Annotated in this window: 9 protein-coding genes; 5 read left to right on the top strand and 4 right to left on the bottom strand. The window is 63.0% G+C overall.

Going from position 1 to position 13,536, the window contains the following annotated elements:
- Positions 1 to 153: 153 nt before the first annotated feature.
- Positions 154 to 1,209 carry a sugar phosphate isomerase/epimerase family protein gene (locus tag AC1RTB_RS10430; protein WP_492877334.1) on the bottom strand — a complete coding sequence of 352 codons (1,056 nt, stop codon included), beginning with the start codon at positions 1,207 to 1,209 and terminating at the stop codon, positions 154 to 156.
- A 93-nt stretch (positions 1,210 to 1,302) separates the two neighbouring features.
- Positions 1,303 to 2,595: an amidase gene (locus tag AC1RTB_RS10425; protein WP_492877336.1), complete on the bottom strand. Its 1,293-nt coding sequence runs from the start codon at positions 2,593 to 2,595 to the stop codon at positions 1,303 to 1,305.
- A gap of 128 nt (positions 2,596 to 2,723) precedes the next feature.
- Between AC1RTB_RS10425 and AC1RTB_RS10420 the strand changes: the two genes are divergently transcribed.
- The gene (locus tag AC1RTB_RS10420) at positions 2,724 to 3,824 is read left to right on the top strand and encodes an NADH:flavin oxidoreductase/NADH oxidase (protein WP_492877338.1); all 1,101 of its coding nucleotides are present in this window, start codon (positions 2,724 to 2,726) and stop codon (positions 3,822 to 3,824) included.
- Positions 3,825 to 4,092: 268 nt separating this feature from the next.
- Entirely contained in the window at positions 4,093 to 5,151 is a 1,059-nt protein-coding gene (locus tag AC1RTB_RS10415) for a M14 family metallopeptidase (protein ID WP_492877339.1), read from the top strand.
- A 71-nt stretch (positions 5,152 to 5,222) separates the two neighbouring features.
- Here AC1RTB_RS10415 and AC1RTB_RS10410 read toward each other — a convergent pair whose 3' ends face one another.
- On the bottom strand, positions 5,223 to 6,629 hold the full coding sequence (locus AC1RTB_RS10410) for a hypothetical protein (RefSeq protein ID WP_492877341.1): 1,407 nt from the start codon (positions 6,627 to 6,629) through the stop codon (positions 5,223 to 5,225).
- A gap of 306 nt (positions 6,630 to 6,935) precedes the next feature.
- Entirely contained in the window at positions 6,936 to 8,255 is a 1,320-nt protein-coding gene (locus AC1RTB_RS10405; protein WP_492877342.1) for an NAD(P)H-dependent oxidoreductase, read from the bottom strand.
- 298 nt (positions 8,256 to 8,553) lie between these two features.
- Between AC1RTB_RS10405 and AC1RTB_RS10400 the strand changes: the two genes are divergently transcribed.
- The 3 genes from AC1RTB_RS10400 to AC1RTB_RS10390 all read left to right on the top strand — a co-directional run bounded on the left by AC1RTB_RS10400 (position 8,554) and on the right by AC1RTB_RS10390 (position 13,520).
- Complete coding sequence (locus AC1RTB_RS10400) at positions 8,554 to 9,636, top strand: WD40/YVTN/BNR-like repeat-containing protein (protein ID WP_492877344.1); 1,083 nt, start codon at positions 8,554 to 8,556, stop codon at positions 9,634 to 9,636.
- A 15-nt stretch (positions 9,637 to 9,651) separates the two neighbouring features.
- The gene (locus AC1RTB_RS10395; protein WP_492877346.1) at positions 9,652 to 9,948 is read left to right on the top strand and encodes a MoaD/ThiS family protein; all 297 of its coding nucleotides are present in this window, start codon (positions 9,652 to 9,654) and stop codon (positions 9,946 to 9,948) included.
- Positions 9,949 to 10,232: 284 nt separating this feature from the next.
- The gene (locus AC1RTB_RS10390) at positions 10,233 to 13,520 is read left to right on the top strand and encodes an Ig-like domain-containing protein (RefSeq protein WP_492877348.1); all 3,288 of its coding nucleotides are present in this window, start codon (positions 10,233 to 10,235) and stop codon (positions 13,518 to 13,520) included.
- The last annotated feature ends 16 nt before the right edge of the window (positions 13,521 to 13,536 follow it).

Raw genomic sequence — 13,536 nt, 5'->3', positions numbered from 1 at the left:
TTGATATGTTGATCCTGCCCCTCATCCCCCTGCCGGGACCTTCTCCCCGTATAGTGACGGGGAGAAGGAGGCTGGCCGCGACGCCGCCGCTCGCCCCTTCGCCCCGCCTGCGGGGAGAAGGTCCCGGCAGGGGGATGAGGGGGCAGCGCGAGTTCAAATCCCCATCATCTTCCTCAACACCGCCCGATCCGTCGTCCCGCCAGCGAAATCATCGAAGGCTTTGTCGGTCACCCGGATGATGTGGCTTTCGATGAAGGGCGCGCCTTCGGCCGCACCGTCTTCGGGGTGCTTGAGGCAGCATTCCCACTCCAGCACCGCCCAGCTGTCGTAGCCATATTGCGCCAGCTTCGAGAAAATGCCGGAGAAATCGACCTGGCCGTCGCCGAGCGAGCGGAAGCGGCCGGCACGGTTAAGCCAGCCCTGATAACCGGAATAGACACCCTGGCGACCGCTCGGATTGAACTCGGCATCCTTGACGTGAAACGCCTTGATGCGCTCGTGGTAGATGTCGATGAAGGCGAGATAGTCGAGCTGCTGCAACAGGAAATGCGACGGGTCATAGTTGATGTTGCAGCGCTTGTGGCCCTTCACCGCGTCCAGGAACATCTCGAAGGTGACGCCGTCAAAGGCGTCCTCGCCCGGATGCAGCTCGAAGCAGAGATCCACGCCGGCATCGTCATAAGCGTCGAGGATCGGCGTCCAGCGCTTGCCGAGTTCTGCAAAAGCCTCCTCGATCAGCCCCGCCGGCCGCTGCGGCCAGGGATAGAGATAAGGAAACGCCAGCGCCCCGGTGAACGACACGCACGCCTTGAGGCCAAGATTCTGCGAGGCCTTGGCGCCAAGCTTCATCTGCTCGACCGCCCATTTCTGCCGTGCTGCCGGATTGCCGTGGACGGCTGCCGGTGCGAACGCGTCGAACTGGGCGTCATAAGCGGGGTGCACAGCGACAAGCTGGCCCTGCAGATGCGTCGACAGTTCGGTGATCTCGACGCCTGCGTCGGCGCAGATGCCCTTGATCTTGTCGCAATAGGTTTTCGACGTCGCCGCCTTCTCCAGGTCGAACAGGCGGGCATCCGGCGTCGGAATCTGCACGCCCTTGTAGCCGAGGTCCGCCGCCCACGATGTAATCGATTTCAAAGAATTGAATGGCGCTACGTCGCCGGCGAACTGGGCGAGGAAGATCGCCGGGCCCTTCATTGTCGATGGCATCAGTTTTCTCCTCGTACGATTCCGGTCGGCCACTTTGTTAAGTGACCACTATTTGACCCGGCTCCGCAAGTGCCCGGGAGGGTCGGCCCCCTCCTACTCGCGCAGCATCGCCTCGACCGCGAGCCCCGCCGCAAGCAGGCGTCGGTCGTGGCCGCGCCGGCCGACCAGCGCCAGCCCCGCCGGCCGCGCCATGTCGGGCATCGGCAGCGACAAAGCGGTGAGATCGAACTGGTTGGCGACCTGGGTGTTGCGCAACAACAGCCCTTCGGTACGGTCGGCATGGGCGCCATCGGCCAGCATCTCCGATATCGGCTGGGCGGTGACCGGCGTCGTCGGCATGACGATGAAGTCATAAGCCGACAGCCGCGCGTCCATGTCGGCGACGAGTTCCCTGCGCCGGTTCATGGTCCTGATATAGCTGACCGCCGGAACCAACATCGCCCGGCCCAATGCACCGCTGACATTGGGGTCGATGGGCACGGATGCGCCATTGGCGAGCCAGTCGGCGTGGACCGCGGCCCCTTCGATCGAAGCAATAGATCCGGAGCGCGTTGCCGCGCGGAACTCGGCCAGCAGATCATCGATGACGCATTCGGTGACAGCAGCCCCTACTACCGCGAGCTGGTTCACCGCATGCTCGAAAGCTGAAGCGACGCTCGCTTCAACCCCGTCGAGCAGGCGGCCGCGCGGCACGGCGATGCGCAGACCAGACAGCGACAGCGGCGACAGTTCGCCAAACTCCTTGCCTGCCATGACGGCATCGGCGGCGATGCACTGCGCGACTGTCTTGGCGAGCGGGCCGATGGAGTCGAGCGATGGCGACAGCGGGAATGCGCCGTCAAGCGGCACGCGCCGCGCCGTCGGCTTGAAGCCGACAACGCCGTTGAGCGCGGCGGGCACGCGCACCGAGCCGCCGGTATCCGAGCCTATGGCGATATCGGAGGTGCCTTCGGCCGCCGAAACGCCCGCACCCGACGACGAGCCGCCGGGGATCAGCGTCGGATCGGCGGCATTGCCGGGCGTGCCGTAATGCGGGTTGAGGCCGAGCGCTGTGAAGGCGAACTCGGTCATGTGGGTCTTGCCGATGATCACCGCCCCTGCCCGACGCAGTCGGCGAACGATCATGGCATCCTGCGCCGCAGGCTCTGCATCGCGGCGCAGCACCGAGCCGGCGAGCGTCGGCTCGCCGGCGACGTCGAACAGATCCTTGATTGAGACGATCGCCCCATCGAGCGGCCCAAGCGACAGCCCTGCCCTTGCCCTGGCATCGGCGGCGTCTGCCGCAGCCCGCGCGGCTTCGCCGTAGAGTTTGGCGAAGACCCGCTCGTCCTTGGCGCGCGCGCCAAGCCGCGCCAGGATCGCTTCGAGCTTGTCTCTTGACTTCATGATCTTCCCCCCTCACCGCAGCACAGCATTCATCGCGCCGACTGTTAGCACGGCGTGGCTTCATGCAACACGGTTGCCGGCGGCTTCAAACGCTTTACATTCGCCCTGTCCAGCCCCCAGGAGCCACCATGACCGCCCATTTGTTTTCGCCTGTTACCCTTGGCCAACTCGACTTTCCCAACCGCATCGCCGTTGCCCCCATGTGCCAGTATTCGGCCAATGACGGCTCGGCATCGGTATGGCATCTCCAGCATTGGATGAACCTGGCGATGTCGGGCGCCGGCATGGTCACCGTCGAGATGACCGACGTCGAGCGGCGCGGCCGCATCAGCCATGGTTGCCTCGGCCTTTATTCCGACGCCAACGAGGCGGCCGCCAGATGGGCGCTCGACGCGGCCAAGGGTGTGGCGTCGCCGGGCACGAAATTCGGCACGCAACTGGCCCATGCCGGCCGCAAGGCCTCAAACCACCTGCCCTGGGAAGGCTCGGGGCCGCTCGGCCCGGACCAGGACGCCTGGCCCGTCGTGTCTGCCTCCGCCATCGCCTATGCCGAGGGATGGCAGGTGCCACAGGCGCTGAACGAACAAGGCATCGAAGACACGATCGGCCATTTCGTTGCGGCGGCAAAGCGCGCCGAGCGCGCCGGTTTCGACTTCATCGAGCTGCATTCGGCGCATGGCTATCTGCTGCACCAGTTCTTGTCGCCGCTGTCCAACAAGCGCACCGACAAATGGGGCGGATCGCTGGAAAACCGCATGCGCTTTCCCCTCGAAGTCGCGCGCCGCGTCGCGGAAGCCGTGCCTGGCCTCATGCTCGGGGCGCGCATGTCGCTGACCGACTGGGTCGACGGCGGTTTCACCCTCGACGAGGCGATCGAGGTCGCCAAGGCCTATCGCGATGCAGGCGTCGCCTATATCTGCTGTTCAAGCGGCGGCAACTCGCCGCATCAGAGCCTGCGCACCGGCCCCGGCTACCAGGTCCATCTCGCCGAAGCGGTGAAAAAGGCAACTGGCATTCCGGTCCGCGCGGTCGGCATGATCGACCAGCCGGTGCAGGCGGACGGCATCATCCGGGAAGGCCGCGCCGACATGGTGGCGCTCGGCCGCGCGCTGCTTGCCGATCCGCGCTGGCCCTGGCGGGCGGCGGCCAAGCTCGGCCACGAATTTCATACGGCCCCCCAATTGGCCCGCTCGGCGGCACTGATGAAGCAATGGGGCTCGGCTGTCTGAGGGTTGTGAGGCAGCGCTGCCCCTCATCCGACCCTGAGTTTATCGAAGGGCCGGCACCTTCTCACCGTAAAGAACAGGGAGAAGGAGGATGGCCGCGACGCCGACGCCCCCTCTCCCCGTCCTTACGGGGAGAGGGTAAGGGTGAGGGGCAGCGATACGGGCTTAGGATCTAGCTAGCTCTGGTGCGGCGGCTTGATCACGCTGGATCAGGACGCGGAGCCGGCTGTCTGGTCTATCGCTGGCCAACGAACGCATCGAAGGACAAAAGATGAAAAAGACCGTCGAGACCATCAGGGGCGACAGCGAAGGCCTCGCCTACGAACTCCCGGTCTATCGCTTCGCCGGGTCGTTGGCCGCAGCACCCTCCGCCTACATCCAGGCGGCACTGCATGGCGACGAGTTGCCCGGGGTCGTTGCCATCGACGCGCTGATGCCGAAGCTGCGCAAGGCCAACGTCGAGGGCCGCATTCGCGGCAAGCTGACGGTCGTCCCCCGCGCCAACCCGATCGGCGCCAACCAGCTCCTGTTCGGTGCCCCGCAAGGCCGCTTCGACCTCGGCACACGCGTCAACTACAACCGCGATTTTCCGCTGCTCGAACGGCCCGATGCTACGCTTTTGCCCGGCGACGACGTGCCCATGACGGCCGACAAGCGGCTCAAGGCGCGGCTGCTCAAGCTTTCGCTCGGCCACGACATCGTGCTCGACCTGCACTGCGACGACGAAGGTGTTGCCTATCTCTACGTGCCCGAGGAACTGTGGCCGGCAATGGCCGACTGCGCGGCGAATATGGGCGTCGACGCGGTCATATTGTGGGGCGGCAAGTCGGGCTCGTCCTTCGACGAGGCCTCGCTGCACCCCTATCTCAAAATGCCGCGCAAGGAAGCCAGGCTCGAAAGCCGCGTCGTCACCACGGTCGAATATCGCGGCGTCTCCGACGTTGATTCAGCCATTGCCGAAGCCGACGCCGAAGGGCTCTACCGGCTGCTGGTGGCGCGCGGCGTGATTGCCGACACTTCGGTCGAAACCAAAAAGACGTTTGCGGGCGTGATCGCTCCCATCGACCATATCGAGATGGTATCAGCCCCTTGCGCCGGCGCGATCCTCTACCACGTCAAGCCGGGTGACACCGTCAAGACAGGCGCGCGCATCGCCACCATCATACGCGCGCCCGGCGAGGATGGCGGCCGAGTGGACGTCTTCGCACCGCAGGACGGCTACATCCTGACCCGCCGCTCACACCGCGCCACGCGCGCCGGCGACGATCTGGTCAAGCTGGTCGGCACTCGTGCCAGCGAAGACGCGCGGTCGGGGGCGCTGGAGGCTTAGGCGGCAGAGTGCGGGTCCTATTCGGGGCCCGACTGGGCGCTTGGCTAAGCCTAAGCAGACGCGGCTTGCCGTCAGGCGGGGTGGTCGAGAGAATGAAGTTGCCGCGCGGCAGCGGTCTCAACGTTATCGATTGTCTCCACGACGCCCTTGTACCATTTGGCTAGCCGCTTGGTAGAAACCGTCTCTGCTTTCAGTCCCACGACACCCAACGCGGCAAGCGCGTTCAAGAGCGTTTCCTCGCCTATGCGGGCGGCGAGCCACACGCCGGATTCGATGACCGGGTCGCGAGGCGACATCGAGCCATGAACAAGCCGCGAGCGCAGGTCGTAGATGACGCGGGCATCATGAAGCCATTTCTGTCGATCGGAAGCATCGGCGCGGTTGCAGCAGAGTGCCGCGACTCGCTCTGATACCAGCTTAGCGATGTCATCCATTTCATCGGTCATCACCATGCGCTCCAAGGCGGTGACGTATTTCACGACGCGGGTCGCAGGGCGATCATCACGCGATGCTTCGCCGAACCACTGTGCGGCATCGAGGAACCGCCGGCTGACCGGTCGCGACAAGTCGGGATCGACAGCAGCCTCAAGCGCAAGGCCGGACAGGGCTAGCACATGCGCAAGACGTGGATCTTCGAGCCGATTGCTCCATCCATCAGGGAAATTGCCCTGCCCGGCCCACGACGCTGATCCGCGTGGGTGCATCTTGCCGTCCTTGCCGATCGTCACTCCTGCACGGCGGTCATTGCGCAAAGCAGGTCCGCCGACACGCATTTTGTTTGAGTACTGCGCTCGGAAAATCAGGTGCAGGCAATCTAGCGCCGACGTGGCCGCTTGTTCGGCGATTTCCGCCGAAGTTTTCGAGTCACAGCCCCGCACGGTGATCTCAGCTACCCAATCGAACTGCCGGTAGAACCTTGCCGCAGCGAACATGAGCCGGCGCGAATGTTCACGGCGCCGCTCATCTTCTTCGTCTTTGCCATAGCCCTTTACGTGCGTAAGGAATTTACGCCGGAAACTTGCCCTATTGTGAAAAACGACGGGGCCGACTGTTAGCACTTCAGGGTCCTGCGCGGTCATGAGCGTGCAAGGGATAAAGTGAGTAATATCCTTGCAGGCGTCACGCGCCTTGCGTCCAACCGATGCCAGAAAACGGTCAATCTGCTTACTGCTTAATTCCCGACCCTCCGTGATGAAACGCTGGACCAATAGTTCTTCGGTTGGCCTCCGCAGCGTCTGGTGGGTAACACGGCGCGATAGTCCAACACGGCGGCCAGCTTCATCGGCGAGCTTGGTGACACGCTTTGCAGCAGCACGCCCGCAAAGCATTTTCCTTTGGCCTGACGGATGCGGCAGGTCAAAGAATAATTCTTCCTTGGGCAAGTGTTTGAACACATCCCGCCCCATGTCCATGATGCGCTTGCACTCATCAAAGATGAAGACAATGTCCTCAGCAAGTGGGTCGTCCTGCGAGTCCATCTCCGTCCCCAATAGTCCGCGCAGATGTAAACGCCGATGTCAAAAATTTCAGCTGACCAAATATAGCGATCTGCGATATGCCGCTCAAAACTTACATCTACAGATCAACAAGTTTATCCACAAGAGCTGGGAAGTGAAGGTGAATAAACCGACTGAACTTGAGTGCATGCCGTCTTCACTCGTGGCAGCCTGCGGTGCGCGGGGCGATCTGCAAGCTCTGCTTCTGGCGCATTCCAGCCATACGGCGCACATGACATTTCAGACCTTGGCGCTTGAACATCGCATCCCTACGCCCGGCCCGCCGACCTACTCCCCGTAAACCAGCCTGTCCTGCCGCGCGCGCAACTCGGCGATCTTCGAGCCCGGCTCGACGGCGGCGTTGGCGTAGGTGATCAGTTCGCCCTTTTTGATCGGCGCCGTCACCGTGCCGCGCTGCAGCAGGCCACAGGGGATCGCTTTTGCCGCGCGCGCTTCGGGTGCGGTCATGATCCAGGCGCGGTAGCAATATTCGCCGATGGCATCGAGCTTTTCGCCCGGCTGCATGTCCTTCTTGGCGACAGCGCACACATCGGCGACGGGCTTTGCCAGCGGCACCATGTCGGCCTTGCCGTGCAGCACCACGCGCGCGCAGGTCAAAGGCACCTCGAGCGAGGTCAGGTGATAGGGCCTGTGGAAGGTGAAATAAGGGCCGTGGCCCATCTTCAAATCTTCCATGCGCTCGGAAATCCTGGGATGCGACATGTCGGCGATGACGAAGACGCCTGGAGCAACACCCTTGCCGATCGAATAATCAACGACGCCGACACGTGACAGCACGCCGCCGTCCTTTTGAGGCACCAGCACCTTGGACAGCTGGTCGAGGGTGGCCGAGGGGCCGTGCATGCCGGCCTTGTCGGGCACAAGTCCGGTGGCGTTGGCGATCGCCGCCATCTCGACCATGGTCTTGGAGCCGTCGACGAACTCGACAAGCATGCGCACATTCATGTTCCGCCGCGTCGCCTCCTCGACATAGTTGTCAGGGATGGCGTCGATGTTGAGCGGGTTGTTCTTGCCCTTGCCGGCGGCAACCACGGTGTGGCCCATCGCCGACACGAACTCGATCAGCTCCATGCAGGACGACGGCTCGTCGCCGGCGCCGAGCGAATAGGTGACGCCGAGCCGGTCGGCCTCGGATTTCAGATAGGCGCCGATGGTGACGTCCGCCTCGACATTCATCATGACAAGGTGCTTGCCGTGCTCCATGGCGCGCAGGCCGATCTCGGCGCCGACGGCCGGAACGCCCGTCGCATCGATGACGACGTCGATCAGGCCGCTGTTCAAGATGAGATCGACGTCATTGGTGATGGCGATCTTCCTGGCCTCGATGGCGTCGGCCAGCGCCGCGGCACTCGACACCTCGCGGGAATGGCCCGGCTCCTGATAGGCGATCTCGGCCGCCCTCTTCGCCGCTTCGGGGTGGAGCTCGGAGATGGCGCCGATCTCGATGCCCGGCATGTGGGCCACGCGGGTGACGATGTCGGTGCCCATCTCGCCGCAACCGATCAGGCCGATGCGGATCGGCTTGCCCGACTTTTCGCGCTCGACAAGATCGCGCGTCAAGCCCACCGGAGCGACGTTGATGGTCATCTGATTGATCTCCCGCGCAAGCGAACCACTTATAACTAACGCTCGACGGGTATTGAATTATGGCCGCCTGTCAACACGAATGTCAGCGCCATCGGCTGTGCGGGCCGTTTGTCAGGAGCTTGGCGACGCCAAGTTGTTCCCGCCTCGGCTTTGGCATTATTGTTGCTGCGCTTTACCGGCAGGCTTTCGGGTGGCGCCGGACGTCCACGTCGGCCAGGCCTGGAAAACGCAGCATTTGAAATGCGCTAGACGCCGATCCGGAATCAATTTCTGAAGATCGGCGCTGTGGAGGAGAGCAATGGCAGAGAAAGTCCTTGTCCTGCTTGGCACCAAGAAGGGCGCCTTCATCGCACAAAGCGACGCGGCGCGGCGCAGCTGGACACTGCGCGGCCCGTTTTGCGAAACCTGGCCGATGAACCATGTCGTCGCCGACCAGGCGACGGGCGCGATCTATGGCGCAGGCGGCAACGAATGGTTCGGCCCGGCGGTATGGAAATCGACGGATCTCGGCGAGAGCTGGACGCATTCGAGCGAGGGCCTCGCTTATGCCGAGGGCGAGGAGCCGATCAAGGCGGTGTGGAGCCTGGCCCAGGCCAATGGCAGCCTCTATGCCGGCGTGCAGCCGGCGGGGCTGTTCCGCAGCGACGATGGCGGCCAGTCGTGGAGCCACGTCGAGGCGTTGCAGAAGCACCCGTCCCGGCCGCACTGGAACCCCGGCGGCGCCGGCCTGATCCTGCACTCGCTGGTGATCGACCCCAACGACCACGACCGCATCTGGATCGGCATTTCGGCGGCCGGCGTGTTTTACACCGGCGACGGCGGCAAGAGCTGGGAGCCGCGCAATCTCGGCACCCGCGCCGATTTCATGCCCGAGGGCGAGAACTATCCCGAATTCGGCCAGTGCGTGCACAATCTGGTCATGGCGCCTGGCATGTCCGACCGGCTCTACCAGCAGAACCATTGCGGCATGTACCGCTCCGACGATGGCGGCAAGCGCTGGGTCAGCATCGAAAAGGGCCTACCCTCGACCTTCGGCTTCCCGGCGGCCGCCCATCCGCGCGATCCCGAAACGCTTTATCTGGTGCCGCTCAACGGCGACTCCGCCGGCCGCTACGTGCCCGACGCCAAGGCAGCGGTGTGGCGCACGCGCGATGGCGGTGCCGAATGGCAAGCGATGCGCAACGGCCTGCCGCAGGAAAACGCCTATATCGGCGTGCTCAGGCAAGCCATGGCGACCGACCGGCTGGAGCCTGCCGGCGTCTATTTCGGCACAAGCTCGGGCGCGCTTTTCGCCAGTGCCGACGAGGGCGAAAGCTGGAGCAGCATCACCCAGCACCTGCCGGCGATCCTGTCGGTGGAAACACTTGTTGTCGACGATTGACGGGGTGCGGTAGCCGTGGACGGCAAGCCCTCCCCCGCAGGCAAGCCGGACGCCCGGGCCGAAACAGCGCCCGTTGTCGTGCGGTTGCCCGGCGTGCTGGTTGATCTGTTCCCCGGTGCCATCAGGCGGGTGGAGATGAAGGTCTCGACCGTCAGGGAGATGGTCGATGAACTCGACAAGAGCTGGCCCGGCATGCGCGACCGCATTTGCGACTCCAGGCCCGCCATCCGCAAGCACATGAACGTCTTTGTCGAAGGCGAGCGCGCTACGCTGAAGACGCGACTCAGGCCCGGCGTCGAGGTTTCGTACTGACGGCAATCAGCGGCGGCTAGGACGCTGCGACGAATTGGGCACGGGATTGCCGCAGCCGATCACCACGTCGCGCCCGGCCAAGCAACGCCGATCGAAATTCAAATTTAACCTTCGACTGCCTTAAAGGAATCGAACGCCCTTGACTTGCCGCAAGGACAGGTTTTCAGTCCGCGCGGGCGATTCAACTATTTTTGTCAGCCATTCACTGCCTTGAGGATGCAGCCGCGACCATGCCAGCCATGATCGCGGCCCCGGTCAGACTGTGCATGGCTTGGGGGCGGCAGATGAGGCATCAGGCAACGCAACGTGCGATTGCGACATCAGCGCGATTCTTTTCGGCGCTGGCCCTGCTGCTTGTGCTTTGCGCGCTCTGGCCGGCGGTGGCGCGCAGCGCACCTCCCACGGTCTCCGTCGCAGACCATGCGCTTAGGATTGGCGAAACATCGTTGGTGACAATCACCTTCGATCAGCCGGCAATCGGCTTCAGCAACGCCAACCTGAGCATCGCCAACGGAACCCTGACGGCGGTGTCCACGTCAGATGGCAGCCTAACGTGGGTGGCAACATTCATACCCTCACAGGGCATAACTGCCCCGATCAATGTGATCGCCTTGGACTTTTCCGGCATAACGGTCAATTCCAACAATTATGCGATCGACACCAAGCGACCGACGGCAACAATTGACGTTGCGGACACTTCGCTCGGAATTGGCCAGACGTCCCTGGTGACAATCACCTTCTCAGAGGCGGTAGCTGGTTTCTCTATCGGGGACATGCTCGTTGACAATGGTGTCCTGTCAGGACTGTCCACCTCAGACAACATTACATACACCGCGACCTTGACCCCCATAGCAGGCATAACCCAGCCGTCCAATGTGATCGCTTTGGACATGACCGGCGTAGCGGACGTGGCCGGCAATGCCGGCACTGGGACCATCAACTCCAACAATTATGCAGTCGATGACCTGCGGCCGACGGCGGCAATCTCCCTGACAAGCAACACCGTTCTAGCCGGCCAGACATTGCTGGCGACGTTCACCTTTTCGGAGGCGGTCGTCGATTTCGACAACTCCGACCTGACAGTCCCGAATGGCACCCTGACTGTGGTGTCCAGTTCCGACGGCGGCATCACTTGGACGGCAACATTCACGCCTTGGGCAAACGTAGCCGACACGACCAATCTGATCACCCTGGCCATGACCGGCGTAACCGACAAGGCCGGTAATGCCGGCCTTGGATCTGCCAATTCGGCCACTTTTACAATCGACACCGTTCGCCCGACGGTAACAACGTTCGTCGTTGCCCCGTCAAGGATTGGCATTGGTCGAACAGCTGATGTGACCATCACCTTTTCTGAAGACGTGACCGGCTTGACCAACGCCGACCTGACCGTCGCCAACGGTACGTTGTCATCAGTTGGCTCGGGAGACGGCGGCAGAACATGGAAGGCAACATTCACGCCCAAAGCCGACATAACTGACGCGACCAATGTGATCACTCTGAACATGACCGGCGTGCAAAACGCGGCCGGAAATATTGGCAGCGGTACTGTCGATTCAAACAACTACGAACTCAATGCCCAGCAGCCGACGGCGACCGTCGTCATCGCCACCCCATCGCTTGCCAATAGCGGGACATCGCTGGTGACGATCACCTTCTCGCAGGGCGCGGTCGGCTTCGACAATGCCGATCTGACCGTCGCGAACGGCACGCTGTCAGCTGTATCGTCCTCGGACGGCGGCGTCACATGGACCGCCACGCTGACCGCAGCGAACTCCGGGTCGTACGCAAACAACGTGGTCACCTTGGACCTGTCGGGCGTGTCGGATTTCTTCGGAAATGCTGGCAGCGGAACCGTCAAGTCGAACAATTATACGATCAACGCCCCAACCATGAGCCTGACGGCCTCGCTTCCCGATGGCGCAACCGGGCAGGCCTATTCGCAGACGCTGGCCGCCACCGGAGGCACGGCACCCTACACGTTCGGCATCAGCGCTGGTTCCCTGCCAACGGGGCTGACATTGGACAGCCAGACCGGCGCTGTGTCGGGCACGCCGAGTGCGGCCGGCTCGTTCGCTTTCACCATTGAAGCGAAGGACGCTTTGTCCTTCCCCATATCGCAGGCATATACGGTGAATGTGAGCCTGGTGACCCCCGTCGCGGTGTCGCGGCGCATCAGCGTCGATGCAGGCAAGCAGGTTGTCGTCGACCTGACCGAAGGCGCGAGCGGCGGTCCGTTTACCGCAGCGGCGCTGGTTTCGGCGTCGCCTGTGGCCGCGGGCCAGGCCTCGATCGCCGGCACCCAGCTCACTTTCGCCTCCGACGCCACGTTCGAAGGCTCAGCGACCGTCGTCTTCACCTTGAGCAGTGCCGTGGCCACCTCCGCCCCGACCGCGATCTATTTCGACGTCAAGGGCCGCCCCGATCCGTCCAAGGACACTGAGGTCATCGGCCTGCTGACAGCACAGGCCGACAGCGCCAAGCGTTTTGCCGACAACCAGACGCAAAACTTCAATTCGCGGCTCGAGCAGCTGCATGATGAAGGCGACCGCCGCCGCAACTCCATGGCGGTCAGGCTGGGCTATTCCGGCAACGACCGGCAGAGCGAGGAAGAGCAGGCATTCAAAGATCTTCTGGGCAAGGATCCGGCGACCCAGTCCGATGGAACACCGGCTTTTTCGATGCACAATTACGCATCCGACGAGAAAAAGCCCAAGCAGCCGGCGACGCAGCCAATCGACGTCGACCTCGGCAAGCTTGCCGTATGGACGGGCGGTTTCGTCAATTTCGGCAAGCGCGACGACGGCAAGCTGAGCCTGGACTACACCACGGTAGGTGTCAGCGGCGGCTTTGACTACCGCTTTTCGAAGACGCTGGTGGCGGGTTTCGGCTTCGGCTACGGCCGCGATGCGACCGATGTCGGCTCGAACGGAACCGAAAGCCGCGCGAACGCCTATAGCGGCGCTGTCTACGCCAGCTATTCGCCGCTCAAGGCAACGTTCATCGACGCGCTCCTTGGCGGCAGCTGGCTCGATTTCTCCAGCGCGCGCTTTGAGACGCCGAGCGGAAATTTCGCACAAGGCGAGCGCAATGGCAGCCAGATCTTCGGCTCGGTCACGGCCAGCTATGAAAAACGCAACGATGCCTGGCTCGTTTCGCCCTATGGCAGGCTGGATTTCTCAAGGTCATGGCTCGACAGCTTCACTGAAAGCGGCAAGGACGCCTACCTGCTGAAATATGGCAGCCAGAGCGTCGACACGCTCTCGGGCGTTGCCGGGCTTCGGCTCGAATACGCTGTTGCAACCGACTGGGGTGTTCTGAAGCCAGGCGCGCGGGTCGAATATGTCCATGATTTCGAAGGTTCGAGCCAGGTCAGCCTCGGCTATGCCGACATCGATGTGCTGCGCTACGGCTACCGGACCGACGACAGCGGCAGCGACCATGTCACGCTGGGGGCATCGCTCGACGCTTCCTTGAACAACGACTGGACGGCCAGGTTCGACTACCGCACGGCCGTCGGCGGTGTCGGCCAGAGCCACGCCTTTGGCCTCAAGGTTGGAAAGCAATTCTGAGGACGACAGCCACAAT

It is taken from the genome of Aminobacter sp. GW821-FHT11F06 (assembly GCF_058808215.1).
The sequence above is the reverse complement of the archived record's forward strand: the minus strand, read 5'-3'. Positions and strand labels throughout refer to the sequence as shown.